Origin of the sequence: Ectothiorhodospira mobilis (assembly GCF_016584115.1) — a bacterium.
Taxonomy (GTDB): Bacteria; Pseudomonadota; Gammaproteobacteria; order Ectothiorhodospirales; family Ectothiorhodospiraceae; genus Ectothiorhodospira; species Ectothiorhodospira mobilis.
On record NZ_NRSK01000007.1, the window covers coordinates 1 to 26,256 of the forward strand.

24 protein-coding genes are annotated in these 26,256 nt (G+C 69.8%); 13 read left to right on the plus strand and 11 right to left on the minus strand.

What is annotated here, in order from left to right; genetic code table 11:
* Positions 1-43: 43 nt before the first annotated feature.
* The 9 genes from gluQRS to acs all read left to right on the plus strand — a co-directional run bounded on the left by gluQRS (position 44) and on the right by acs (position 13,100).
* Positions 44-910 carry a tRNA glutamyl-Q(34) synthetase GluQRS gene (gene gluQRS / locus CKO33_RS04445; protein ID WP_200179703.1) on the plus strand — a complete coding sequence of 289 codons (867 nt, stop codon included), beginning with the start codon at positions 44-46 and terminating at the stop codon, positions 908-910.
* Between the two features lie 142 nt (positions 911-1,052).
* On the plus strand, positions 1,053-1,232 hold the full coding sequence (locus CKO33_RS04450; RefSeq protein ID WP_200179923.1) for a hypothetical protein: 180 nt from the start codon (positions 1,053-1,055) through the stop codon (positions 1,230-1,232).
* Positions 1,222-4,179 carry a sensor histidine kinase gene (locus tag CKO33_RS04455; RefSeq protein WP_200179705.1) on the plus strand — a complete coding sequence of 986 codons (2,958 nt, stop codon included), beginning with the start codon at positions 1,222-1,224 and terminating at the stop codon, positions 4,177-4,179. Before CKO33_RS04450 ends, CKO33_RS04455 begins: the two co-directional genes overlap by 11 nt.
* Entirely contained in the window at positions 4,176-5,498 is a 1,323-nt protein-coding gene (locus tag CKO33_RS04460; protein ID WP_200179708.1) for a sigma-54-dependent transcriptional regulator, read from the plus strand. Before CKO33_RS04455 ends, CKO33_RS04460 begins: the two co-directional genes overlap by 4 nt.
* A 169-nt stretch (positions 5,499-5,667) precedes the next feature.
* Entirely contained in the window at positions 5,668-7,593 is a 1,926-nt protein-coding gene (locus CKO33_RS04465; protein WP_200179715.1) for a putative nucleotidyltransferase substrate binding domain-containing protein, read from the plus strand.
* Between the two features lie 211 nt (positions 7,594-7,804).
* Positions 7,805-8,071 carry a DUF4212 domain-containing protein gene (locus CKO33_RS04470; protein WP_090483858.1) on the plus strand — a complete coding sequence of 89 codons (267 nt, stop codon included), beginning with the start codon at positions 7,805-7,807 and terminating at the stop codon, positions 8,069-8,071.
* A 16-nt stretch (positions 8,072-8,087) separates the two neighbouring features.
* A complete protein-coding gene (locus CKO33_RS04475; RefSeq protein WP_200179717.1) occupies positions 8,088-9,854 on the plus strand; it encodes a sodium:solute symporter family protein in 1,767 nt (588 codons plus the stop codon).
* 160 nt (positions 9,855-10,014) lie between these two features.
* On the plus strand, positions 10,015-11,046 hold the full coding sequence (locus tag CKO33_RS04480; protein ID WP_200179719.1) for a DUF294 nucleotidyltransferase-like domain-containing protein: 1,032 nt from the start codon (positions 10,015-10,017) through the stop codon (positions 11,044-11,046).
* A 110-nt stretch (positions 11,047-11,156) separates the two neighbouring features.
* Positions 11,157-13,100 carry an acetate--CoA ligase gene (gene acs / locus CKO33_RS04485; protein ID WP_200179720.1) on the plus strand — a complete coding sequence of 648 codons (1,944 nt, stop codon included), beginning with the start codon at positions 11,157-11,159 and terminating at the stop codon, positions 13,098-13,100.
* A gap of 51 nt (positions 13,101-13,151) precedes the next feature.
* Here acs and CKO33_RS04490 read toward each other — a convergent pair whose 3' ends face one another.
* Positions 13,152-13,748 (minus strand): NUDIX domain-containing protein, encoded by a 597-nt coding sequence (locus CKO33_RS04490; protein ID WP_200179915.1) that lies wholly within the window; start codon positions 13,746-13,748, stop codon positions 13,152-13,154.
* 107 nt (positions 13,749-13,855) lie between these two features.
* Here CKO33_RS04490 and CKO33_RS04495 point away from each other — a divergent pair, with 107 nt between their 5' ends.
* Positions 13,856-14,152, plus strand: a complete 297-nt coding sequence (locus CKO33_RS04495; RefSeq protein ID WP_200179722.1) for a hypothetical protein — start codon at positions 13,856-13,858, stop codon at positions 14,150-14,152.
* A 64-nt stretch (positions 14,153-14,216) separates the two neighbouring features.
* On the opposite strand, the gene kdsB is transcribed toward CKO33_RS04495, so the two are convergent.
* The 7 genes from kdsB to CKO33_RS04530 form a co-directional block, all read right to left on the minus strand.
* Complete coding sequence (gene kdsB, locus CKO33_RS04500; protein ID WP_200179728.1) at positions 14,217-14,984, minus strand: 3-deoxy-manno-octulosonate cytidylyltransferase; 768 nt, start codon at positions 14,982-14,984, stop codon at positions 14,217-14,219.
* 34 nt (positions 14,985-15,018) lie between these two features.
* A complete protein-coding gene (locus CKO33_RS04505; protein WP_200179730.1) occupies positions 15,019-15,216 on the minus strand; it encodes a Trm112 family protein in 198 nt (65 codons plus the stop codon).
* 7 nt (positions 15,217-15,223) lie between these two features.
* The gene (gene lpxK / locus CKO33_RS04510; protein WP_200179732.1) at positions 15,224-16,222 is read right to left on the minus strand and encodes a tetraacyldisaccharide 4'-kinase; all 999 of its coding nucleotides are present in this window, start codon (positions 16,220-16,222) and stop codon (positions 15,224-15,226) included.
* Between the two features lie 5 nt (positions 16,223-16,227).
* Positions 16,228-17,982, minus strand: a complete 1,755-nt coding sequence (gene msbA / locus CKO33_RS04515) for a lipid A export permease/ATP-binding protein MsbA (RefSeq protein ID WP_200179917.1) — start codon at positions 17,980-17,982, stop codon at positions 16,228-16,230.
* Positions 17,983-18,026: 44 nt separating this feature from the next.
* Entirely contained in the window at positions 18,027-18,446 is a 420-nt protein-coding gene (locus CKO33_RS04520; protein WP_200179733.1) for a biopolymer transporter ExbD, read from the minus strand.
* Entirely contained in the window at positions 18,443-19,072 is a 630-nt protein-coding gene (locus CKO33_RS04525) for a MotA/TolQ/ExbB proton channel family protein (RefSeq protein ID WP_200179734.1), read from the minus strand. Before CKO33_RS04525 ends, CKO33_RS04520 begins: the two co-directional genes overlap by 4 nt.
* A gap of 82 nt (positions 19,073-19,154) precedes the next feature.
* Entirely contained in the window at positions 19,155-21,425 is a 2,271-nt protein-coding gene (locus CKO33_RS04530; RefSeq protein WP_200179735.1) for a DNA internalization-related competence protein ComEC/Rec2, read from the minus strand.
* A 77-nt stretch (positions 21,426-21,502) separates the two neighbouring features.
* Here CKO33_RS04530 and CKO33_RS04535 point away from each other — a divergent pair, with 77 nt between their 5' ends.
* On the plus strand, positions 21,503-22,027 hold the full coding sequence (locus CKO33_RS04535) for a DUF2062 domain-containing protein (protein WP_200179736.1): 525 nt from the start codon (positions 21,503-21,505) through the stop codon (positions 22,025-22,027).
* 9 nt (positions 22,028-22,036) lie between these two features.
* On the opposite strand, the gene lolD is transcribed toward CKO33_RS04535, so the two are convergent.
* The 3 genes from lolD to sfsA are packed head-to-tail and all read right to left on the minus strand — an operon-like array spanning position 22,037 to position 24,737.
* Positions 22,037-22,735 (minus strand): lipoprotein-releasing ABC transporter ATP-binding protein LolD, encoded by a 699-nt coding sequence (gene lolD / locus CKO33_RS04540; protein ID WP_200179737.1) that lies wholly within the window; start codon positions 22,733-22,735, stop codon positions 22,037-22,039.
* Positions 22,736-22,748: 13 nt separating this feature from the next.
* The gene (locus tag CKO33_RS04545; RefSeq protein WP_200179744.1) at positions 22,749-23,996 is read right to left on the minus strand and encodes a lipoprotein-releasing ABC transporter permease subunit; all 1,248 of its coding nucleotides are present in this window, start codon (positions 23,994-23,996) and stop codon (positions 22,749-22,751) included.
* Positions 23,997-24,008: 12 nt separating this feature from the next.
* On the minus strand, positions 24,009-24,737 hold the full coding sequence (sfsA, locus tag CKO33_RS04550; protein WP_200179746.1) for a DNA/RNA nuclease SfsA: 729 nt from the start codon (positions 24,735-24,737) through the stop codon (positions 24,009-24,011).
* 162 nt (positions 24,738-24,899) lie between these two features.
* Between sfsA and CKO33_RS04555 the strand changes: the two genes are divergently transcribed.
* A complete protein-coding gene (locus CKO33_RS04555; RefSeq protein ID WP_200179748.1) occupies positions 24,900-25,217 on the plus strand; it encodes a hypothetical protein in 318 nt (105 codons plus the stop codon).
* The gene (locus CKO33_RS04560; RefSeq protein WP_200179750.1) at positions 25,217-26,245 is read left to right on the plus strand and encodes an agmatine deiminase family protein; all 1,029 of its coding nucleotides are present in this window, start codon (positions 25,217-25,219) and stop codon (positions 26,243-26,245) included. The genes CKO33_RS04555 and CKO33_RS04560 overlap by 1 nt, the downstream gene beginning before the upstream one ends.
* Positions 26,246-26,256 lie beyond the last annotated feature (11 nt).

Consider the following 26,256-nt stretch of genomic DNA (forward strand, 5'->3'; position numbering starts at 1 on the left):
GCGTCCCTTCGACGCCCCGCGTCCCGGGGGCTGAGGTTCCCCCTTGGCCCCCGGGACCTACACCGGTCGTTTTGCCCCCTCCCCCACCGGCCCGCTGCACGCCGGCTCCCTGGTGGCGGCGGTGGCCTCCTGGCTGGATGCCCGCGCCCATGGCGGCCTCTGGCGGGTGCGCATCGAGGACCTGGACCCGCCCCGGGAGATGCCGGGGGCCGCGAGCGCCATCCTGCACACCCTGGAGGCCCACGCCCTGCACTGGGACGGCGAGGTGCTCTTCCAGCATACCCGCCAGGCCGCCTACGAGGCCGCCATGGAGACCCTGCGGGACCGGGGCCAGGCCTATGACTGCGGCTGCACCCGCCGCGAGATCGCCGCCGTGGCGGTGCACGGCCCCGAAGGCCCGGTCTATCCCGGCACCTGCCGCCGGGGGCTGGCGCCGGGCAAGGCCCCCCGCGCCCTGCGGGTGCGCACCCACGACACCCCCATCGCCTTCACCGACCGCCTCCAGGGCCCGGTCCGCCAGTGCCTGGAGACACAGATCGGGGACTTCGTCATCCGCCGCGCCGACGGCCTCACCGCCTATCAACTGGCGGTGGTGGTGGACGACGCCCACCAGGGGATCACCCACGTGGTGCGCGGCCTGGACCTGCTCTGCTCCACCCCCCGGCAGATCCACCTGCAGCGCCTGCTGGGCCTGGCCACCCCAGCCTACCTGCATCACCCGGTGATCCTGGATGCGGGCGGCCGCAAGCTCTCCAAGCAGACCCACGCCCCGCCGGTGGACGATGCCCGCCCGGGGGAGAACCTGGCCGCGGCCCTCACCTTCCTGGGGCTGCCCCCGCCGGAACCCGCCCCCCCGGCGCAACTGCTGGCCTGGGCCGCCGCCCACTGGCCCCACCGCACCGCCCCCTGAGGCAGGCCCCGGAATCAGGCCCCCTTGGCCGGGACGGCCGCATGCTGCATCCTATGTAACATCCATTTCCGTCCTCTCCGCCGTGGGTCCCGGCGCCGGGCACCCCGGCAGGCACCGGCCCAGGCGAATCGCAGCGCAGCCCATGCCGACCCTGGACAAGACCGTCATCCTCTTTTTGACCGGCCTTCTGCTCTTCGCCTCCCCCCTGGTGGGCTGGTGGTCCCGGCCCGGGCTGCCCTGGTTCACGCCCTATCTCCTCTGGGGCGGACTGATCGGGCTGGCCGCCCTGGCCCACCTGCTGCAGCGGCGTCATGATCTCTGAGATCGGCCTGCTCTATGGCGCCGGGGTGGCCTACCTGGGGCTGCTGTTCTTCATCGCCCATGCCACCGAGCGGGGCTGGCTGCCCGCCGCCCTGGTGCGCCATCCCCTGGTATACATCCTGTCACTGGGGGTCTACGCCACCACCTGGACCTACTACGGCAGCGTGGGCTTCGCCCAATCCGAAGGCTACACCTTCCTCACCATCTACCTGGGGCTCACCCTGGCCTTCCTGCTGGCCCCCGTCCTGCTGGCCCCGGTGCTGCGCCTGGTGCGGGACTACCAGCTCACCTCCCTGGCGGACCTGTTCGCCTTCCGCTACCGCAGCCAGCTCACCGGCGTCCTGGTGACCCTGTTCATGCTGGTGGGGGTGCTGCCCTACATCGCCCTGCAGATCAAGGCGGTGACCGAGTCGGTATCGGTGCTCACCCGGGAGGCCCCGCCCAACCTGCTGGCCCTGGGCTTCTGCGCCACCCTGGGGCTGTTCGCCATCCTCTTCGGGGCGCGGCATATCACCCCGCGGGAGAAGCACGAGGGCCTGGTGGTGGCCATCGCCTTCGAATCGGCGGTGAAGCTGGGGGCCCTGCTGCTGGTGGGCGGTTTCGCCCTGTTCCAGGTCTTCGGCGGGCCCGGGGGGCTGGGCGACTGGCTGGCCGCCCACCCGCAGGCCCTGGAGACCCTGTATGCCCCGGTGAGCGAAGGGCCCTGGAGCAGCCTCATGCTGCTGGCCTTCGCCGCCGCCTTCCTGCTGCCGCGCCAGTTTCACATGCTCTTTGTGGAGAACATGGACCCCCGGTCCCTGCAGGTGGCCAGCTGGGGCTTCCCCCTCTTCCTGCTGCTGCTTAACCTGCCCATCCCCCTGGTGCTGTGGGCGGGCCAGGCCCGGGGCCTGGAGATTCCGCCGGACTACTACGTCCTGGGCCTGACCGCCGGGGACGGTGCCGGCTGGCTGGCCCTGCTCACCTTCATCGGCGGGGTCTCGGCGGCCAGCGCCATGATGATCGTCACCACCCTGGCCCTGGCCGCCATGTGCCTGAACCATCTCCTGCTGCCGGCCCACGTGACCCAGCAGAGCCTGCCCCGCAGCAACCTCTATGGCTGGCTGCTGTGGGGGCGGCGGCTGCTCATCCTCCTGATCATCGCCCTGGGCTACGGCTTCTACTGGCTGCTGGAGTTCAACCAGGGCCTGGTGCAGATCGGGCTCATCTCCTTCGTCGCCGTGGCCCAGTTCCTGCCCGGATTCCTCGCCCTGCTGTTCTGGCCCCGGGCCACCCGCATCGGTTTCATCGCCGGCCTCTCCGGGGGCATCCTCATGTGGCTGCTGGCCCTCATCCTGCCGCTGCTGGAGGCCTCGGGTCTGCCGGGACTGCCCCTGAACCTGGCCGCCCTCATGGGCGCGGAGGAGGAGAACCGCTGGGCCTTCGCCACCTTCTGGTCCCTGGCGGTGAACAGCGTCCTGTTCGTGGTGGGCTCCCTGCTCTCCCGCCCCACGCGGGAGGAGGCCGAGGCGGCCCTGGCCTGCCGCCGGGAACAGCTGCCCCCGGCCCGCTCCAGCGGGGAGGTGCAGAGTGTGTCCCAGCTGGAGACCCATCTGGCCCGGGTGGTGGGGCCGCAGACCGCCGCCCTGGAGGTGGAACGGGCGCTGCAGGACCTGGAACTGGAGGCCACGGAACGCCGTCCGGCGGAACTGCGGCGCCTGCGCGGACGCCTGGAGCGCAACCTCTCCGGGCTCATGGGGCCCCTGCTGGCCCGCATGATGGTGGACAACCGGCTGGATGTGGCGCCGCAGACCCAGGTGGCCCTGGCGGACAGCCTGCGTTTCGTGGAGGAACAGCTGGAGCACTCCACCGTACGCCTGCGCGGCCTGGCGGCGGAGCTGGACACCCTGCGCCGCTACCACCGCCAGGTGCTGCACGAACTGCCCCTGGGGGTGTGCTCCATCGCCCCCTGCGGCGACATCCTCATCTGGAACCACACCATGTCCACCATCTCCGGCATCCCCGCCGACGATGCCGTGGGCCAGCCCCTGGAATCCCTGAAGGACCCCTGGGAAGGGGTGCTGCGCACCTTCATCAACGGCGACGACCGCCACCTGTACAAACTGCAGCTCTCCGTGGAGGGGCGCTACCGCTGGCTGAACCTGCACAAGGCGGCCATCGAGTCCCTGATCCCGGGGGACTCCGCCGCCCACGGACTGGGGGGCATGGTGGTGCTGGTGGAGGATCTGACCGAACTCCACACCCTGGAGAGCGAGGTGGCCCACAACGACCGCCTGGCGTCCATCGGGCGCCTGGCGGCGGGGGTGGCCCATGAGATCGGCAACCCCCTCACGGGCATCACCTCCCTGGCGCAGAACCTGCGCTACGAGCAGGACCCGGCGGAGGTGGAACTGACCGTGCGCCAGATCCTGGAACAGACCCGGCGCATCAACGACATCGTGCAGTCCCTGATCACCTTCAGCCACGCCGGCGAGGCGCCGCGTCCCCTGCCAGCGGCGGTGGACCTGCGCGCCTGTGTGGACGAGGCGCTGCAGCTGGTGCAACTGGGGGAGAGCGGGCGGGAGATCGCCTGCCTCAACCACGTGCCCCGGGATCTGCGCGCCCGGGGCAACCAGCAGCGCCTGCTGCAGGTCTTCGTCAATCTCATCAACAACGCCCTGCAGGCCTCCCGTGCCGGTGACCGGATCACCATCACGGGCGAGCGTGTCCCCGGCGGTGTGGAGGTGCACGTGGAGGACGAGGGCAGCGGCATCGAGGACGGCCTGCTGGATCAGATCTTCGAACCCTTCTTCACCACCAAGCCCCCCGGCGAGGGCACCGGACTGGGCCTTTCCGTGGTGTACAGCATCATCCAGGATCACGGCGGGACGGTCTTCGCGGACAACCGCCCCGAGGGGGGCACGCGCTTTCGCATCCGCCTGCCGGCGGCCGAAGAGGAGGTCATGGCTTGAACCGCATTCTCGTCGTCGAGGACGAAACCGTCATCCGCCGCGCCCTGGTGCGCCTGCTGGAACACGAGGGCTACCGCGTGGCCGAGGCCGGCGGCCTGGAGGAGGCCCGGGCACACTGCGGCGAGGCCGCCTTCGACCTGCTCATCTGCGACCTGCGCCTGCCCGATGGCGAGGGCATCCGTCTCGCCGGCGAACTGCCCGGGGTCCCCGTACTCATCATGACCAGCTACGCCAGCGTGCGCTCCGCCGTGGACGCCATGAAGCAGGGGGCGGCGGACTACATCGCCAAGCCCTTCGACCACGACGAGATGCTGCTGTGCGTCGCCCGCATCCTCAAGCAGCACCAGCTGGAGAAGGAGAACGCCCAGCTGCATTCGGAAATCGGCGAGGTCTACCCCGTGGACGGCATGGTGGGGGAGGCCCCGGCCATGCGCGAGGTGTGCCGCATGGTGGAGAAGGTCTCCCCCACCGACACCACCGTGCTCATCCGCGGTGAGTCGGGCACGGGCAAGGAACTGGTGGCCCGGGCCATCCACAAGAAGGGCCCCCGGGCCCAGGCCCCGCTGATCAGCGTCAACTGCGCCGCCATCCCCGAGGGCCTGCTGGAATCGGAGCTCTTCGGCCACGAGAAGGGGGCCTTCACCGGGGCGGGCCAGACCCGCCAGGGCCTGGTGGAGGCCGCCGACACCGGCACCCTCTTTCTGGACGAGATCGGCGAACTCACCCCCCAGGCCCAGTCCCGCCTGCTGCGGGTGCTGCAGGATGGCGAGATCCGCCGCGTGGGGGCCACCCAGAGCCGCAAGGTGGACGTGCGCCTGCTGGCCGCCACCCATCGCGACCTGGAGCACATGGTGCGCGAAGGGGGCTTTCGCGAGGACCTCTACTACCGCCTCAAGGTCATGGAGATCACCCTGCCCCCGCTGCGGGAGCGCCGGGAGGACCTGCCGCGGCTGGCCCGCTTCCTGCTGGAGAAGGCCTGCAAGCGTCTCAAGCGCACCCCGGTGGAGCTGGACCCGGCCGCCCTGGAGGCGATGCAGGCCCATGGCTGGCCCGGCAACGTGCGCGAACTGGAAAATGCCATCGAACGGGCGGTGATCCTGGCCGATGGTGAGCCCATCCGCCCCGAACACCTGGCCCTCACCCCGGCCGTGGACCGCACGCAAGAGGCCAGCACCAGCCTGGAGGACTACTTCCGCCGCTTCGTCCTGGAGAACCAGGGACACATGACCGAGACCGAGCTGGCCCGCCGCCTGGGCATCAGCCGCAAGGCCCTGTGGGAGCGGCGCACCCGGATGGGGATCCCCCGGCCCAAGGGGTGACCCGGCCCGCCCCGGCCGCGACCGTTCTGTTACCTCGGGTAACAGCCGTTACCCGAGGTAACAGAACGCCATGCCGCTGTTCCTTTATGTCCTTGTTTCTCAAGGGAACACTAATCCGGCACGATGCATGCTTTCTATCCCGCATCATCCACGGCGGCGACGGGCCTTCATGCACACGGATCCCACAAGCGGTCAGGAACGCCCCCAGGGCGTATTGATCCCGGTGATGGAATTCCTGGGACGGCATTCGCCGTTCGACCAGATGGATCCCGTGCACCTGGAATTCCTGGCCAAGCGCCTGAAGCTGGTGTTCTACGCCCACGATGAGGAGGTGACCGGCCCCCGTGCCGGTCCGGCGAACCGCTTCTTCATCATCAAGCAGGGCCGCGTCCTGGGAGAACCCCTGGACGCGGACGGCAATATCACCAGCACCGCCTGGGAACTGGTCCCCGGGGAATGCTTCCCCGTGGGGGCGCTCATGGGGCGGCGAGCGGTGCGCACCCGCTACCGGGCGGCGGAGGACACCTTCTGCTTCGAGCTGGACCGGGAGGACTTCCACAAGCTCTTTCGCATGTCCGGGGAGTTTCAGGATTTCTGCACCCGCCGCCTGGCCAGCCTGCTGGACAAGGTGCGCCGCCAGGTACAGGCCAGCGCCGCGGCGGGGCTGGGTGGGGACACCTCCCTGAACACCACCCTGGGGGAGCGGGTGCGCCGCGAACCCATCACCTGCCCCCCGGGCACCCCCATCCGCCAGGTGCTGCAGACCATGGACGACGAGCACGTGGGCAGCGTGGTGGTGGTGGACGCCAGCCAGCGCCCCCTGGGGGTGTTCACGCTGCACGACCTGCTCAGCCGCGTCTCCCTGCCGGAGGTGGGCCTGGACGAACCCATCGAGGCGGTGATGACCCCGGACCCCATCACCCTGCCCCCCACGGCCTTCGCCTTCGAGGCGGCCATGCTCATGGCCAGCCACGGCTTCCATCATCTGTGCATCGTGGAGCGGGGCCGGCTCACCGGGGTCATCTCCGAACGGGACCTGTTCTCGCTGCAGCGGGTGGGGCTGGTGAACCTGAGCCGGGCGGTGGGCCGCGCCGAGGACGTGGCCACCCTGGCGCGCCTGGGCCGCGACGTGCACCTGCTCATCGGGCAGATGATCGCCCAGGGGGTGCGGGTGGACCAGATCACCCAGATCATCACCCTGCTCAACGACCAGGTGACCCGGCGCGTGATCCAGCTCTGCCTGGACGACACGGACCCGGAACTGCCCGAATTCACCTGGCTGGCCTTCGGCAGCGAGGGGCGCCAGGAGCAGACCCTGAAGACGGATCAGGACAACGGCATCCTGTTCCTGCCCCGGGAAGGCATGACCGCCGAGGAGGCGCGGCAGCGGCTGCTGCCGGTGGCCCAGCGCATCAACCAGGCCCTGGACCTGTGCGGCTTCCCCCTGTGCAAGGGCAACGTCATGGCGGGCAACCCGGAATGCTGCCTGAGCGCGGACGAATGGCGCCAGCGCTTCACCCGCTGGATCGACCAGGGCACGCCGCGCCATCTGCTCAATGCCAGCATCTACTTCGATTTCCGCGTGCTCCACGGCAACCAGGCCGCGGGGGAGGACCTGCGCACGTGGCTGCTGGAGAAGACCTCACAGAACAGCCGTTTCCTGCGCCAGATGGCGGAGAACGCCCTGCGTCTGCGTCCGCCCCTGGGCCTGTTCGGGGATTTCAAGGTCACCTCCGGCGGGGCCCATCCCCGCAGCCTGGACCTGAAGGTGAACGGGGCCACCCCCATCGTGGACGTGGCCCGTATCCACGCCCTCGCCCACCAGATACCGGAGACCAACACCGCCCGGCGCCTGGAGGCCTGCACCGGGGCGGGGCTGATGAAGCGCGAGGACGTGGCCGCCTGGCTCAACGCCTATCACTACATCCAGCTGCTGCGCATGCGCAGCCACCAGGAGCAGTCCCAGGCGGGGCAGCCGCTGAGCAATTTCGTCAATCCGGAGCGCCTGGACGAGCTGGAGCAGCGCATCCTGAAGGAGGCCTTCCGTCAGGTGCGCAAACTCCAGTCCCGCCTGGCCCTGGACTACCAGTTGTAGGGAGGTTCGCGGATGGGGCCCGGCAGAAGGCCCCGGCGCGCAAGGGAGGAACCCCGCCGGGGCATGGCCCGCGGCAGCATGTTTCAAGGGGAGGATGAGAGGTTTTTGCGACAACCCGCTCGACAACGACCGAAAACGGAACGATGGAGGAAGACCGGGTGAAACCGACCCACGCAGTCCACAACAAGACCTTTGCACGGAGGAGTATCCCATGAACACAAAGCTTCAAGAGCAACGAAGCGCCTACTGGAAGGCGAACCTGCGCATCCTCATCGGATGCCTGATCGTCTGGTTCATCGCCGGTTATGTGCTGCCCATCTTCATGGTGGACGTGCTGAACCTGATCTCACTGGGCGGCTATCCGCTGGGCTTCTGGATGGCGCAACAGGGGTCGATCTACGTCTTTCTGATGCTGATCTTCTTCTATGCCTGGCGCATGAACCGTCTGGACCGCAAGTTCGACGTCCACGAAGAGTGACACTGGGGGAGACATCATGGATCTCAAGCTAATGATCTACCTGGTGGTCGGTGCCACCTTCGCGCTGTACATCGGCATCGCCATCTGGGCCCGTGCGGGCAGCACGGGCGAATTCTACGTGGCCGGCAAGGGGGTCAACCCCGTGGCCAACGGCATGGCCACCGCGGCGGACTGGATGTCGGCGGCCTCCTTCATCTCCATGGCGGGCCTGATCGCCTTTTTGGGCTATAGCGGATCGGTCTACCTTATGGGCTGGACCGGCGGCTACGTGCTCATGGCCCTGCTGCTGGCCCCGTACCTGCGCAAGTTCGGCAAGTTCACGGTGCCGCAGTTCGTGGGGGACCGGTTCTACTCCAACACCGCGCGCATCGTGGCCGTGATCTGCCTGCTGGTGATCTCCATCACCTACGTCATCGGGCAGATGCGCGGCGTGGGCATCGCCTTCTCGCGCTTTCTGGAGGTGGACCTGCTCTGGGGCCTGATCGCCGGCATGGGCGTGGTCTTCGTGTACGCCGTGCTCGGCGGCATGAAGGGCATCACCTACACCCAGATCGCCCAGTACGTGGTGATGATCTTCGCCTATACCGTGCCCGCCATCTTCATCTCCCTGCAGCTCACCGGCCACTTCCTGCCCCAGACGGGCCTGGGTGGCTCCCTGAGCGGTCAGGACGGGATGTACCTGCTCAACGCACTGGACCAGACCCTGGTGGATCTCGGCTTCAACGAGTACACCACCAACCGTAATCTCAGCACCATGAACATCTTCCTGCTGACCATGGCGCTGATGATCGGCACCGCGGGCCTGCCCCACGTCATCATCCGCTTCTTCACCGTGCCCCGTGTGCGCGACGCCCGTAAGTCCGCCGGCTGGGCCCTGGTGTTCATCGCCATCCTGTACACCACCGCCCCCGCCGTGGGCGCCATGGCCATGTACAACCTGATCGACACCTTCCACCCGGGCGGCGTGGGCAACCCCGAGGCCGCCATGGTCTACGAGGATCGCCCGCAGTGGATGCGCACCTGGGAAGAGACCGGCCTGCTGCAGTTCGAGCAGGAAGGGGATGGCGAGCGGGTGCACTACTACAACTATAAGAACCCGCCGGCATGGACCGAGGAAGCGGAACTGGACGGCTACACCGTCGCCAACCTGGACCGCGACATCATGGTGCTGGCCAACCCCGAGATCGCGAGCCTGCCCAACTGGGTGATCGCCCTGGTGGCGGCCGGCGGCATCGCGGCGGCCCTGTCCACCGCGGCGGGTCTGCTGCTGGCCATCTCCTCGGCCATCTCCCATGACCTGCTCAAGGGGGTGTTCATGCCCAAGATCTCGGAGAAGAACGAGCTCATGGCAGGACGCCTGGCCATGGTGGCGGCCATCCTCCTGGCCGGATACCTGGGGCTGAACCCACCGGGCTTCGCGGCCGAGGTGGTGGCCCTGGCCTTCGGTCTGGCGGCCTCCTCGCTCTTCCCCGTGCTCATGATGGGCATCTTCTACAAGCGGATGAACCGTCAGGGGGCCATCGCCGGCATGCTGGTGGGCATCTCCACCACCCTGATCTATATCTTCCTGTACAAGGGGTGGTTCTTCTTCCCGGGCACCGCCATGCTGGCGGACAACCCGGACGGCTGGCTGCTGGGCATCGCGCCCCAGGGCTTTGGCACCGTGGGCGCGATCTTCAACGTGATCACCGCCTATGTCGTATCCAAGCTGACGGCCCCGCCGCCGAAGGAAATCCAGGACCTGGTGGAAAGCGTGCGCGTGCCGCGCGCCGACACGGCCTGACCGGATCGGGACGATCCATCCTGGCAGGGCCCCGCTCCGGCGGGGCCCTTGCCCTTCGGGGCAACGGCAGGCCCCTTCCCTCAGACCGCCACGACGACGGCCTGAGGGAAGGGTTCTGGAAGACGGGACCCAGGCCCGGCGGCCGACGCCGTCCAACGTCATGCACACAGATGCAGTCATCCGACAAATCGACCAGGCCGGGGACCGCGCTGCGGTACTCCGCGCCGCCCGCGGGCGTGCCGGTGTACAGGTGGCGGTGGTGACCGCGGGCGGTGACGGCAACGCCGTGGGATACGCCCTCACCGCCGTGAGCGATGCCCTCACCCGGCGCCTGATCCGGCTGGCCGAGGCGGAACTGGGGCCGCCCCCCGGCCCCTATGCCTGGGTGGCCTGCGGTTCCCAGGGACGCCGCGAGCAGACGGTGCACACGGACCAGGACAACGCCCTGATCCTCGGCCGCCCCCCGGGGGATGCCGAGGAGCAGGCCTGGTTCCGGCAACTGGCCGAGCGGGTCAACCGCGACCTGGACGCCTGCGGCCTGGTGCGCTGCCCCGGCGGCGTCATGGCCTGCAACCCCCGCTGGCGGTGCCCCCTGGCGGCCTGGGAGGACGCATTCCTGGACTGGTTCCGCCACCCGGACACCCAGGCCGTGATGCTGGCCCAGAACTTCCTGGACCTGCGCACCCTCCACGGTGACGAGGCCCTGCTGCAGCGTCTGCGCCACCGGGTGCTGGCGGCGGCCCCCGGTTCAGGAAGGTTTCTGGGGCAACTGGCGCGGCAGGCCCTGCGCCAGCGTCCGCCCCGCTGGCCACTGCCCGCCCCCGGGCGGCGCAACCGCGCCCTGGATCTGAAACGCGGCGGGGTGCTGCCCCTGGTGGGCCTGGCCCGGCTGCTGGCGGTGGCCCACGGCATCCCGGCGCTGCATACCCGCGAACGCCTGCTGGCGGCACAGGGACCGGCCGGGGTCAGCGCCGAGGGTATGGCGGAACTGGTGGCGGCCTGGGACCGGATCGTCACCCTGCGGGCCCGGCACCAGGTGCGCCAGCTGCGCTCCGGGCGCCCACCGGGGAATGCTATCCTCCCTGGCAGACTCGATGCCGGCGAGCGGCGGGACCTGCGCCGGGCCCTGAGGACCGTGCGCCGCATGCAGAGCGGCCTGGCCGGTCCCCGCACCGGGGGCGTGCTGCAGTGATCCGCCGCCCGGGAGATGGACGAATCTGCCGCAAGGACGCGTTATACTGAAATATTTGCCGGTCATCGGCCCGAATTCATTCATGTCCAAGCCTATGCAGGAGGAGATCCATGTCCGAAGTGAAGGTTCATGAAGTACCCCGGACGTTCGCCGAGCAGGCCAACGTCAGCGCCGACCAGTACGAGGCCATGTACCGGCAGTCGGTGGAGGACCCGAAGGGCTTCTGGGCCGAACAGGCGGAGCAGTACCTCACCTGGTTCAGGAAATGGGACAGTGTCCTGGAGGGTGACTTCGAGGGCGATGTCCGGGTGCAGTGGTTCCAGGGCGGCAAGCTCAACGTGGCCTACAACTGCCTGGACCGGCACCTGGACACCCGCGGCGACCAGCCCGCCCTCATCTGGGAGGGGGACGATCCCGGTGAGGACCGCACCTTCACCTACCGCCAGCTGCATGAAGAGGTGAGCCGGTTCGCCAACGTGCTCAAGGACCGGGGCGTGCAGAAGGGGGACCGGGTCTCCATCTACCTGCCCATGATCCCCGAGGCCGCCGTGGCCATGCTCGCCTGCGCCCGCATCGGCGCCGTGCATTCCGTGGTCTTCGGCGGCTTCTCCCCGGATGCCCTGCGGGACCGCATCCTGGACGCCGAATGCAAGGTGGTCATCACCTCCGACCAGAGCCTGCGCGGCGGCCGCAAGGTGCCCCTCAAGGGCAACGCCGACAAGGCCATCGCCCAGTGCCCCAGCGTCAGCACCTGCATCGTGGTGCAGCGCGGCGGCGAACCGGTGGACTGGCACGAGGGTCGGGATGTCTGGTACCACGAGGCCATGGCCGGTGCCAGCGCCGACTGCCCCGCCGAGGAGATGGACGCCGAGGATCCCCTGTTCATCCTCTACACCTCCGGCTCCACCGGCAAGCCCAAGGGCGTGATGCACACCACCGGCGGCTACCTGCTGCAGGCGGCCATGACCCACAAGCTGGTGTTCGATTACAAGGACGGCGAGGTCTACTGGTGCACCGCCGACGTGGGCTGGGTCACCGGCCACACCTACATCGTCTATGGCCCCCTGGCCAACGGCGCCAAGACCCTGATGTTCGAGGGGGTGCCCAACTACCCGGACTTCGGCCGCTTCTGGCAGGTGTGCGACAAGCACAACGTGTCCATCTTCTACACCGCCCCCACCGCCATCCGCATGCTCATGGGGGCCGGCGACGAGCACGTCACCAAGCATCAGCGTTCCAGCCTGCGCCTGCTGGGCACCGTGGGCGAGCCCATCAACCCCGAGGCCTGGGAGTGGTACCACCGCGTCGTGGGGGACGGCCGCTGCCCCATCGTGGACACCTGGTGGCAGACCGAGACCGGCGCCCACATGATCGCCAACCTGCCCGGCGCCGTGGACATGAAGCCCGGCTCCGCCACCAAGCCCTTCTTCGGCGTGCAGCCGCTGCTGGTGGATGACAAGGGCAACGAGATCACGGAGACCCCCGCCGAGGGCAACCTGTGCATCCGCCATCCCTGGCCCAGCATGATGCGCACCCTCTGGGGCGACCACAAGCGCTTCCTGGAGACCTACTTCTCCATCTATCCCGGACTGTACTTCACCGGCGACGGCGCCCGTCGTGACGCCGACGGCTACTACTGGATCACCGGCCGCGTGGACGACGTGCTCAACGTCTCGGGCCACCGCCTGGGCACCGCCGAGATCGAGTCCGCCCTGGTGCTGCATCCCAAGGTGGCCGAGGCCGCGGTGGTGGGCTACCCCCACGACATCACCGGCCAGGGGATCTACGCCTATGTGACCCTCATGTCCGGCGAGCAGGGCAGCGAGGAGCTGGCCAAGGAGCTGGTGAAGCTGGTGCGGGACGAGATCGGGCCCATCGCCAAGATCAACCTGCTGCAGTTCGCACCGGGGCTGCCCAAGACCCGTTCCGGCAAGATCATGCGCCGCATCCTGCGCAAGATCGCCGCCAACGAACTGGAAAACCTGGGGGACACCTCCACCCTGGCGGATCCGGACGTGGTCAACGTCCTCATCGACAACCGCCTCAACAAGTAAGCGCCTCCGGCGCGGTGTCCGCGGCCCTCGGGGCCGGGCGCCGCGCCGCCCCTACCCTCCCCAGGCCTCCCGCAGGCCCTCCCGATGCAACCGCAGCCACTGCAGGGCGATGATGGGCATGGCCGTCTCGATATCGCGGCGCTCCAGCCAGTCAAAGGCCTCGTCCGCCGACAGGATATGGGTGCGGATCTCCTCCCCCTCCACCTCCAGCCCGTGGATGCCCCCCTCCTCCTGAGGCAGATCCGCGCGTCCCACGAACAGGGAGATACGCTCACTGGCACTGCCGGGGGTGGCGTAGTAATCGTGCACATGACGCATCTCCCCCAGGGTGCAGCCCGCCTCCTCCATGGCCTCGCGCCGGGCCACCGCCTCCGGGTGCTCCCCCGGCTCCACAAGACCGGCGATGATCTCCAGCAGCCAGGGGCCGTGGGGGGATTCCAGGGCCCCGACCCGGAACTGCTCCACCAGCAGCACCCGGTCCCGCACCGGATCATAGGGCAGGACCGCGGCCGCATCCCCCCGCTGGATCAGCTCCCGCTCGATGACCATGGGCTCGCCGCCCCGGAAGCGGCCGTGGCTCAGGCGCAGGCGGTGCAGCCTGAAAAAACCCCGGTAGAGCTCCTCCACATCCAGCAGATCCCAATGCATCATGGCCTGATCCTCTGTTGCCTCTTCTTCCGCCCCGGACCGGGGCCATGGCGGCGTGACCGGCCCCCCATGGCCCCATACCGCAGGGGATGAGTATACTCGGGTCCATGGACACACTACTGCAGACCCTGGGGACCCTGGTGGGCCGCGAGACGGAGGTGGAGGGGGTGCGCCTCCAGGTGATCGAGATCCTGGACGCCCACCCCCTGCCACGGGTGGTGCTGGGGGAACCCCAGGGACAGGCCGAGATCCAGGCGGACCAGCACGGCGATCCCCGACGCCGCACCCGGCGCACCCACACCCTGTCCCTGACGGACGAGGACGGCACGGACCTGAACCCCGTGATCCGCGCCCTGGCGGGTCCCGAACTGGCACGGCGCCTGAAGGACCAACTGATCCCCTGAAAGGCCCTCACCAGGCCGCCCTGGGATTGGTTCGGCAGCCGCCGATGGCGCAGCCGGGGACGGGTCAGGGGTTGGCCCGCTTCGCCCCCAGGGTCAGGGTCACCCGCTCCACGTCCTCCCGGGTGTCCACCCCGGCCGCTGGCACCTCCAGGGCCACGTCCACGTGGATGCGGGCGCCGTTGTACAGGGCGCGCAGCTGCTCCAGGCGCTCGATGCGCTCCAGGGCGCAGGTCTCCATGCGGGTGAAGCGCTTGAGATAGCCCACCCGGTAGGCATAGAGCCCGATGTGACGGTGACAGACCTGCAGCTCCGGCGCGGTCTCCATGTCCAGGGCGTCCCGCTCCCAGGGGATGGGGGCCCGGCTGAAGTAGAGGGCGTAGTCCCGGGCGTCACGCACCACCTTGACGGTATGGGGGTCATAGAGCTGGGCCGCCCGGGAGATGGGGGTGCACAAGGTGGCCATGCTGGCCTCGGGACGCTGCGCCAGGTTGTCCGCCACCTGGCGGATAATCCCCGGCGGGGTGAGGGGCTCGTCCCCCTGGAGATTCACCACCAGGGTGTCCTCGCCCCAGCCCCGCCGGGTGGCCACCTCGGCGATGCGGTCGCTGCCCGACTCGTGGTGCACGGAGGTGAGACAGGCCTGCCCGCCAAAACCCTCCACCACCTCGCGGATGCGGTCGTCGTCCGTGGCCACCACCACCTCCCCGGCGCCGCTGGCCAGGGCCCGTTCGTACACATGGCGGATCATGGGGGCACCCGCCAGCTCCACCAGGGGCTTGCCCGGCAGGCGCGTGGAGCCGTAGCGGGCGGGGATCACCACCTGAAAACTCACCGCACCCCCTCCATCACCGCCGTGAGCCCGTACATCAGCGGGCGTCCTTCCATTGCTCCACCTCCTCCTCGCTCAGGGTCCGGGCCTCGTCCTCCAGCATCACCGGGATGCCATCGCGGATGGGATAGGCCAGGCGCGCCGCGCGGGAGATGAGTTCGTCGTGTTCCCGGTCCAGGATCAGCGGGCCTTTGGTGACCGGGCACACCAGGATGTCGAGCAGTCGTTTGTCCATGGTCCTATTACCTCGTGCTGTGGATTCGGTCGACGGCCTGCACCGCCCCCAGGATGGCCTTCCCCAGGGCCGGATCGGGCACCGCGCTGACGGGGACGAACCAGTGTTCCGGGCCGGCGATCTGACGGCATTTTACGGCATCTTTCTCCGTCATCAGAACGGGCAGATCATCACCGAAGCGGATCTCCCCGGCCGTGAAGGCATGGTGATCGGGAAACCCATGGGGCACCACCTCCAGGCCGCGCCGGCGCAGCATGTCGAAGAAGCGGGGGGGATGGCCGATGCCCGCCAGGGCATGCACCCGCTGCCCGCGAAAGGCCTGCAGCGGCCGGGTGTGCCCCGGATCGCCCACCGCCAGGGCGGTACTCCCCGTGAGCTCCATGGCGTATTCCCCGGGACCGGGTGTGCCCGTGGCGACGCGAAAGTCCACCTCCTGCAGGCGCCCCAGGGGTTCGCGCAGGGGCCCGGCGGGCAGGCACAGACCGTTGCCGAAGCGGCGTGCCCCGTCCACCATGACCATCTCCAGGTCCCGCCCCAGGGCGTAGTGCTGCAGACCATCGTCGGCGATGAGCACATCGCAGGGATGCTGCGCCAGCAGGGCCCGGGCGGCGCGGCGGCGATCCCGGTCCACATACACGGGACAGCCGCTGCGGGTGGCGATGAGCACCGGCTCGTCCCCCACCTGGGCCGGATCGCTCTGCGGCGTCACTGCCCGGGGACCGCCCCGGGCACGGCCGCCGTAGCCACGGCTGACCACGCCGGGCCGGTAGCCGTGTTCCTGCAGCCAGCGGCACAGCCAGATCACCATGGGGGTCTTGCCGGTGCCGCCCACGGTCAGGTTGCCCACCACCAGCACCGCCCGCACCGGCAGCCGCGGGCGGTGGCGGGCGCCCGCCTCCAGACGGATCCGGTTGAGCCGGGCCAGGGCGCAGTAGAGGAGCGAGAGGGGATACAGGGCCAGGGTCACCCCGTCCCACCGTTGCCAGTGCCGCTCCAGGGCATGCATGGGCTTCAGGCGCCGCCCGCGGCGGCATCGGCCTGCGGCTCGTGGAACTGGAGCTGGTAGAGGCGGGCATAGGCCCCACCCCGGGCCAGGAGCCCCCGGTGCGTGCCCGTCTCCAGGACACGCCCCCCCTGCATGACGACGATGCGGTCGGCGTTCTCCACGGTGGACAGGCGGTGGGCGATCACCAGGGTGGTGCGGTTGCGCACCAGGTTGTCCAGGGCCGCCTGGATCTGGCGCTCCGATTCCGTGTCCAGGGCGGATGTGGCCTCATCCAGGATGAGGATGGGGGCATCCTTGAGCAGGGCCCGGGCGATGGCGATGCGCTGGCGCTGACCGCCGGAGAGCAGCACCCCGTTGTCCCCCACGGGGGTCTGCAGCCCCTGGGGCAGCCGGTCGATGAACTCCATGGCGTGGGCCGCCTCCGCCGCCTCGCGGATGCGGGCCTCGTCCGTGGCCTCCACCGGGCTGCCGTAGGCGATGTTGCCGGCGATGGTGTCGTTGAACAGGGTGACATGCTGGCCCACGTAGGCGATCTGGCGGCGCAGGTCCGCCAGGCGGTAGTTGCGCAGGTCCTCCCCGTCCAGCAGGATGCGTCCCCGCTGGGGCTCGTAGAAGCGGGGCAGCAGGTTCACCAGGGTGGTCTTGCCGCTGCCCGAACGCCCCACCAGGGCCACGGTCTCGCCGGGGGCCACCTGCAGGTGGACCTCCTGCAGCACCTCCCCCTTCTCCGGCTCGTAGGCGAAGGAGACCCCCTCCAGGGTGATCTCTCCGCGGGCCCGCGGCAGGGGGCTGGATCCGGTGTCCCGCTCCAGGGGTTCGTCCAGCAGGCCGAAGATGTTCTGTCCGGCGGCGATGCCCTTCTGCAGCGTGGCGTTGACGTTCACCAGGCGCCGGATGGGGGCCAGCAGCAGGAACATGGCCGTGACGAAGGAGACGAAGGTCCCCACGGAGACATCCTGCAGCATGGTGTCCTGGGTGGCGAGCCAGACGATCAGGGCCAGGGCCACGGCCACGAAGAACTGCACGATGGGCACGTTGCTGGACTGGGTGGCCACCATCTTCATGTGCAGTCGGCGGTTACGCTCGTTCACCTGTTCGAAGCGCGCCTCCTCGTAGTCCTCGCCGCCGAAGATCTTCACCACCCGGTGCCCGTCCAGCACCTCGCCGGCCACGTGGGTGACATCCCCCATGGAATTCTGGATGCGGCGGCTGATGCGGCGGAAGCGGCGGGTGACCCGGTCCACGGCGAACACCACCGCCGGGGCGACAATGAGCACGGTGAGGGTCAGGGTGGCATTGAGATAGAGCATCCAGGCCAGCAACCCCAGCACCGTCACCGAGTCGCGCACCAGGACGGTGAGGCTGTCGGTGGAGGCCTGGGCCACCTGCTCCACGTTGTAGGTGAGGCGGGAGATGAGCTGGCCGCCGCTGTTGCGGTCGAAGTAGGCGGCCGGCATGTGCAGCAGGTGCCGGAACATCTGCCCGCGCAACTCCTTCACCACGCGCCGCCCCACCCACTTGATGCAGTAGTTGGCGAGGAACTCCCCCAGCCCGCGCACGACGAAGATGCCGACGATGGCGAAGGGGATCCAGCGGATCACATCCGGATCCTGCTCCACGAAGCTGCCATCCATCAGCGGCCGCATGAGGGCGGCAAAGCCCGTCTCCGTACTCGCGGTCAGGATCATGGCCACCACGGAGACCGCCAGGTACGGCCAGTAGTGCAGGGAATGGGACAGCAGGCGGCGATAGACGCGCATGCCGGAGACCTCGCCGGGCTCCACTTGGGGGGATCGGGGGGCGCTCACCGGGGATCCTCCTCCAGGGTGGCGATGGACAGGCGGGAGACCCCCAGGCGGGCGGCGGCGTCCATCACCCGCACCACGGCCTGATGGGGCGCGCGGGCATCGGCCTGGATCACCACAGGGGCGTCGGGGTGGGCCTCCAGGGCCCTGGAGAGGGCGGCGCGCAGGGTGCGGGGCTGCGTGTTCACCAGTTCCGCCCCGTCCACGAAGAAGCGGCCCTGGGCGTCCACGCCCACCCGCACCCGCTCCCCGGCGGGCATCTCCTGGGTGGCGTCGGCCCGGGGCAGCTGCAGTTGCATCACACTGGGCCGGTCGAAGGTGGTGGATACCATGAAGAAGATCAGCAACAGGAAGACCACATCGATGAGCGGCGTGAGCTGGATCTCCACCGGCTCGCTGGTTTTGCGGCGAAAGTTCACCCCTGGGTCACCTCCGCATCCCCCCGCTCCCCCTTGAGCACCTCCACCAGGCGGATGGCCTCCTGCTCCATCTCCAGCACCAGCTCGTCCACCCGGCCGCGGAAATAGCGGTGGAAGACCAGGGACGGCACCGCCACGGAGATGCCGGCGGCGGTGGTGATCAGGGCCTGGGAGATGCCCCCCGCCAGTTCGCCGGGATCCCCCACCCCCACGGCGGTGATGACGGAGAAGACCTGGATCATCCCCAGCACCGTACCCAGCAGACCCAGCAGCGGGGTCACCGCGGCGATGGTGCCCAGGGTATTGAGGAAGCGTTCCAGCTCGTGGGCCACCTGGCGCCCCGTGTCCTCGATGGATTCCTTCATCACCTCACGGGAATGCCCCCGGTTCACCAGTCCCGAGGCCAGGATGCGCCCCAGGGGGGAGCCCTCGCGCAGGGCGCGCAGGCGGGTGTCGTCCAGTTCCCCCGCCTGCAGCCATTGCCAGATCTGCACCACCAGCCGTGGCGGCACCACCCGCCGCCGCCGCAGGGACCAGAGGCGCTCCAGGACGATGGCCAGGGCCAGGACGGAACAGGCCAGGATGGGCAGCATGAGCCATCCGCCGGCCTTCACCAGTTCAAACACGTGGGATCACCCCGGATGCGGTTACCATGGAACGATTGCCGCGCATGATACTTGATCGGCCGGGGCAAAGGCCAAGGCCGGTTCAGCGGTGCCAGTGCCGCCGCGCCGCATGACGGTACCCCGGGGCGACCCGGATCCCCCGGGGCGACACATCCACCCGCAGCGCCCCGGAGCGGGCGGTATCCAGCAGCGGGATGCCCCGGTCCCGCAGCCGCGCCCGCACCGCCGGGTGGGGATGACCCGCACGGTTGCCAAAGCCCCGGCTGACCAGGGCCAGACGGGGGGAGACCGCATCCAGGAAGGCCGCCGGCAGGGCCCCGCCGGCGCCATGATGGGGCAACACCAGGACATCGGCCTTCAGGGCCTCCCCCGCGCGGCGCAGCAGCACCGCCTGCCCCAGCCCCTCCACATCCCCGGGGAGGAGCACGGACCCGCCCGGCCCGTGCACCCGCAGCACACAGGAGGAGACGTTGTCGTCCCCCCAGTCCGGCGGCGGATGCAGCACCGTGAACGCCACCCCATCCCAGGACCAGCGCTCCCCGGCGCGGCAGGCCCGGCCGGGGAAACGGGACACATCCCGGCTGAGGATCTCCGTCACCGGCAGCAGTGCCCGCAGACTGGCGGCACCCCCGGCGTGATCCAGGTCCCCGTGACTGATCACCAGCCGGTCCACCCGGGGGCGGCCCACCTGGTACAGGTAGGGCACCACCGCCGCCTCGCCGGCATCGAAGCGGGGCCCGAAACGGGGGCCGGTGTCGTACACCAGGGTGTGCTCCCGGGTACGCACCACCGCCGCCAGCCCCTGCCCCACATCCAGCAGGGTGAGCCGAAAGCCCCCCTCGGGGATCTCCGCACGGGGTGGCCACAACAGGGGCAGGATCAGCAGCAGCCCCAGCCAGCGGGCGGGCAACCCCCGGGGACCCAGGAACCAGAACATGCCCAGCAGGGCGGGGACCAGGGTCCAGGCCGGGGCGGCATGACGCCAGTGGGCCCCGGGCAGCGCCACCAGAAACTCCAGCAGCGGCCAGAGCAGGGCCACGGCGTCGTGGGCCAGGTTCCAGGCCCATGCCGCCAACGGCATGGATACGGCGGACAGGGCCGCCCCGGCCAGGGCCAGGGGCACCACCACAAAACTCATCCAGGGCACCGCCACCAGATTGGCCAGGGGCGAGATCAGTGATCCCTGCTGGAACAGGACCAGGGTCAGCGGCAGCAGCCCCAGACCCGCCGCCCACTGCACCCGCCACCAGGCCCGGCCGCCGCCGGCGGGACCCGTGCGCCCCGCCAGGACATACAGGATCACCCCCACGGCGGCGAAGGAGAGCCAGAACCCGGGGGCCAGCAGCGAACGCGGGTCCAGCAGCAGCACCGCCAGCAGGGCCAGGGACAGGGTCTGCAGGGGGCGCTGCGTGCGCTGCCACCACAGGGCCCCCAGGGCCACCAGCAGCATCACCAGGGCCCGTTGCGTGGGTACGGAGAACCCCGCCAGGGCGGCATAGGCCAGGGCACAGGCCAAGGCCGCCGGCACCGCCGCCCGCTGCGCCGGCAGGCGCAGGGCCAAAGGCGGCAGCCGGCGCCAGAGGGCCAGGACCAGGGCATAACCCAGCGCGGCGGTGAGGCCCACATGCAGGCCCGAGATGGCCATGAGGTGGTTCGTTCCGGTGGCGATCAGCAGATCCCACTGCTCCGGCCCGATCCCCGAGCGCTCCCCCACCGCCAGGGCCTGCAGGATGCCGGCGAACGGGGCCTGGGGGTCCAGGGCCTTGTCGATCCCCGCGGCCAGCGCCCCCCGCAGCCGGTTCACGCCATGGACAGGGGCCCCGCTGTATCCGATACGGTGGGCACTGTCGGCATCGCGCACATAGGCGGTGGCGCGATCACCTTTGCGAAACAACCAGCCCTCATAATCAAATCCACCGGGATTGCGCAGCCCGCCGGGCGGGCGCAGCCGCAGGGTCATCCGCCAGCGCTCCCCGGGGGCCAGGTTCGGGGCATCGCCATACCAGCCCACCCGCACCCGTCCGCGCCAGTCCGTCCCCTGCACGGAGGTGGCTTTCAGGGTGAAGCGGGTCACCCGGCCCTGGCTCTCGGGCAGGCCGTGGATGATGCCGGTGACCCTGCGATCGCTGCCGGCCAGCTCCGCGGGCAGGGGCGGCCCCACCATCCAGTGGGTATGGATCAGGGCCCAGAAAAAACCGCTCAACCCCCAGACCAGCAGCCGCAGGGGCAGCGGCCCCCGGTAGAATAGGAGGACAAGGGGCAGCCACAAGACCCCCCAGGCGGGGGACGGCAGGTGCCCCAGCCCGTGCAGCCACCAGACTCCGGCCAGAAAGGCCCATGCCCGCAGTGCCATCTCCATTCCCTGGAACAAGGTCCATCCCCCGCGGGTGGCCCACCCGGCGGGACGGCATCCATACTCTATATCACGCCATGGCCAAGAAGCTCATCAAGGGCCTGTTTCCAGGCTACCAGCGCATCCGCCACCACGAGACCCTGCGGCTGTTCGGGGCCATCCTGCACGATCCCTTCCTGTGGCACCTGAACCGACGCTCCGCCGCCGGGGGCTTTGGCGTGGGCCTGTTCACGGCCTTCCTGCCCCTGCCCGGACAGATGTTGCTGGCGGCGGCCCTGGCCATTGTCCTTCGGGTGAACCTGCCCATCGCCGTGATGCTGGTATGGATCACCAACCCCCTCACCTTCGCCCCCATCTATTACGCCGCCTATACCCTGGGGCGATGGGTGCTGGGTGTCCCCGGACGGGGATTCTCCATGGAACTGAGCCTGGCCTGGTTCACCGGCGAACTGCTGGAAATCTGGAAACCCCTGGTGACCGGGAGCCTGATCCTGTCCACCGTGGCGGGGCTGGGGGGGTACGCTGCGGTGCGCCTGCTGTGGCGGCTGCACATCCTGCACCGGCTGCGGGAGAGGCGCCGACGGCCCGGGGCGCGGCGCTGAACGAGGGCCTCAGTCCTGCTTCGGCGACAGGCGGCCGTGGGACAGCAGCAGGACCCGGTCCGTACGCGCCGCCAGCTCCTGGTCGTGGGTGACGATCACCAGGGCCGTGCCCGAATCCCGGTTGAGCTCCAGCATCAGCTCGAAGATCTCCTCGGCCCGGCCCCGGTCCAGGTTGCCCGTGGGCTCGTCCGCCAGCACGGCCCGGGGCCGGGTGATCAGGGCCCGGGCGATGGCGGCGCGCTGGCGCTCCCCGCCGGAGAGCTCCCCCGGCTTGTGGCCGGTGCGCGCCCCCAGACCCACCCGCTCCAGCAGGGCCCGGGCGGCCTCGGCGGCCCGGGCCGGGGATTCGCGCCGCACCAGCAGGGGCATGGCCACGTTCTCCAGGGCGGTGAACTCCGGCAACAGGTGATGGAACTGGTACACAAAGCCCAGATGGGTGTTGCGCAGCCGTCCCCGGCGGGTGTCCGACAGAGCGGCCAGATCCTGGCCGCAGACCGATACCGTGCCGCCGGTGGGCAGGTCCAGTCCCCCCAGCAGGTGCAGCAGGGTGCTCTTGCCGCTCCCGGAGGTGCCGACGATGGCCAGCTTCTCCCCCGGGGACACGTCCAGGTCCACGCCCCGCAGCACCTCCACCTGCATGGCCCCCTCGTCGAAGGTGCGGCGCAGGTCGCGGCAGCGCAGGACGGGCGCGGTATCGGCTTGCGGCATCGGGTCTCGGGCCTCACTCATAGCGCAGGGCCTGGGCCGGTTGGGTGCGGGAGGCGCGCCAGGCGGGATAGAGGGTGGCCACCACCGTCAGGCCGAAGGCCAGCAGGCCCACCCGCAGCACGTCCCCGGGCTCCAGGTCCGAGGGCAGATCGGAGATGTAGTAGACGTCCGCCGGCAGGAACTGGCGCCCCAGCAGGGACTCGATGGCCGGGACGATGGTCTCCACGTTCAGGGCCAGGGTGACGCCGCCGATCACCCCCAGCACCGTGCCCAGCAGGCCGATGACCGTTCCCTGCACCATGAACACCCCCATCACCCCGGGGGGCGACAACCCCAGGGTGCGCAGGATGGCGATGTCCGACTGCTTGTCCACCACCATCATCACCAGGGTGGAGACGATGTTGAAGGCGGCCACTGCCACGATCAGCGAGAGGATGATGAACATCACCGTCTTCTCCGTCTGCACGGCGCGGAAGAAGTTGGCATGCTGCCGGGTCCAGTCGTTCACCCAGAAACGGCCCTCCAGGTCCGCCGCCACCTGCCGGGCGATGATGGGGGCGCGCATCAGATCGTCCAGCCTCAGGCGCAGGCCGGAGACGGCGTCGTCCATGCGGTAGATGGTGCGGGCATCGTCCAGGTGGAGGAAAGCGGTGCCCCGGTCGTATTCGTACATGCCCACCTCGAAGAGCCCCACCACCGTCAGCCGGCGCATGCGCGGCAGCACCCCCACCGGCGTGACCGCCGCCTTGGGGGTGATGAGGGTCACCCGGTCCCCCGGCTCCACCCCCAGGGCCCGGGCCAGTTCGCGCCCCAGCACCACGCCATAGCCCCCGGCCTCCAGATCCTCCATGTCCCCGTGGACCATGTGTTGCCCCACCCGGGAGACCCGCGCCTCCAGGGCCGGTTCGACGCCGCGCACCAGGGCGCCGCTCACCCGATCCCCGCTGGCGAACATCCCCTCCCCTTCCACGTAGGGGGCCACCCCCTCCACATGGGGGGCATCGGCCACCTGGCCCATCACCTGCTCCCAGTCGTGCAACTGGCCATCGAATTCCGACAGGGTGGCGTGGGCGGCCATCCCCAGGATGCGCTCGCGCAGTTCCTGCTCGAAACCGTTCATCACCGAGAGCACGGTGATGAGCGCCGTGACCCCCAGGGCGATCCCCAGCATGGAGATCAGGGAGATGAAGGAGATGAAGTGGTTGCGGCGCCGGGCGCGGGTATAGCGCAGGCCGATGAAGAGTTCGGGGGGGCGGAACATGGCGCGATTAAATCACAGCGCGGGCGGATTGCCCATGGCATCCAGATCCACGGGCAGGGTCCGCTCCAGCTGGATGGCCCGGGGCGAGACCCGCGCCCCCAGGGCCAGCACCTCCACCCCCGCCGCCGCGGCGCGCCGCAGCCAGCGCCCGTACTCCGGGTCGATCTCGTCGGCGGGGCGCACACGCCCCACGTCCGCCCGCTGCACGCAGAAGACCAGGGCGGCGCGATGGCCGGCCTCCACCATGGCCATCAGTTCCCGCAGGTGGCGCGTGCCCCGGGTGGACACCGCATCAGGGAACAGGGCCGTATCCCCCTGCACGGCGGCGGTGACATTCTTCACCTCCACATAGCAGTCCTGTTCCCCCAGGGTCAGCAGCAGGTCGATGCGGCTGCGCTCACGGCCATAGGCCACCTCCCGGCGCACCCGATGGGCCCCGGCCAAAGTGGGCAGGCGCCCGCCCGCCAGGGCCTCCGCCACCAGGGCGTTGCTGCGGCCGGTATGGATGCCCACCAGGGTGCCGTCCGCCTCCACCAGTTCCCAGGTATAGGCCAGCTTGCGGCGGGGATCGTCGTGGTGACTGAGCCAGACCCGGGCCCCGGGGGTGCAGCAGCCCATCATGGACCCGGTATTGGGGCAGTGGGCCGTCACCCGGCGACCATCATCCAGGTGCACATCCGCCAGGAAGCGCTTATAGCGACGCTCCAGGGTGCCGGGCAGCAGGGGCTCGGGGAAATCCATCCAGGTCCTCGTGGGTGGGGGAGCGGGCAGGATCATACCCGTTCCCCGGCACGGGGGACATGGGCGGGGGCTCCCTCCCGGCGGGCGGTTTCGGCCCCCGCGGGGGGGTGCTATAGTCCAACGGCACGTCCTTGTTTTCGTCCATCGCGCCGGAGCGCCGCCATGCCCGCACGACCCCTCCTCTGCCTGGGGCTTGCCGCCGCCCTCTGCCTGCCCGCAGCCGGGGCGGATATCCTGCGCCTCCCCGAAGGGCAGTGCCAGGTGATCCAGGCCCCATGGACCCCGCCCCGGGGCATGGACCGGGACACGGTGCTGCGCCGCTACGGCGAACCCCAGTCGCGCCAGCCCGCGGTGGGGGATCCCCCCATCAGCCGTTGGACCTATCCCGGCTTTATCGTGGTGTTCGAGGGCCGCCATGTGCTGCACACGGTGGTGCAGGCCCCCGCGCAGCGCAGCCCATCCCCCGACGCGGAACCGTGATGACCGTCCTGCCCGCCGAATGGGCGCCGCAGAGCGCCGTACTGCTCACCTGGCCGCACCCACAGACCGACTGGGCCCCCATCCTGGACGAGGCCGAGGAGGTCTTCGTGCAGATCGCACGGGAGGTGACCCTCCGCCAGGGGCTCATCGTGGTCTGCCGCGACGAGGCCCACGAGGTCCGCATCTGCCGCATGCTCTCCGGCGCGGGCGCGGTGATGGAACGGGTGGTGACCGCCCTGGCCCCGTCGGACGACACCTGGGCCCGGGATCACGGCCCCATCACCGTGCTGGAGGATGGACGTCCCGTGCTGCTGGATTTCCGTTTCAACGGCTGGGGAGGCAAATACCCGGCCGATGCGGACGACGCCCTCACCGGCAGGCTCCACCGCCAGGGGGCCTTCGGCGAACTGCCCCTGCGCCCCGTGGAACGAGTGCTGGAGGGCGGGGCCATCGACAGCGACGGCGCCGGCACCCTGCTCACCACCCGCTCCTGCCTGCTGGCCCCCACCCGCAACCCGGACCTGGATGCCGCCGGTGTGGAGGCGATGTTGCGGGATACCCTGGGGGTGGAGCGGGTGCTCTGGCTGGACCACGGCCATCTGGAGGGGGACGACACCGACGGCCACGTGGACACCCTGGCCCGTTTCTGCGACGCGCAGACCATCGCCCACGTGACCTGCGACGACCCGCAAGACCCGCACCATGGGCCGCTGGCGGCCATGACCCGGGAACTGGAGGCCCTGCGCACCGCCGACGGCCGGCCCTACCGGCTCATCCCCCTGCCCCTGCCCGCCCCGGTCCACGACCTGGAAGGCCGCCGCCTGCCGGCCACCCACGCCAATTTCCTCATCCTCAACGGCGCGGTGCTGGTGCCCACCTACAACGATCCCACCGACGCCACCGCCCTGGCCGCCCTGCAGCAGGCCTTCCCCGGGCGGGAGGTGGTGGGCATCGACTGCCGTCCCCTGATCCGTCAGTTCGGCAGCCTGCACTGCGTGACCATGCAGATCCCGGCGGCAACCGCCTGAAACCACCCCCT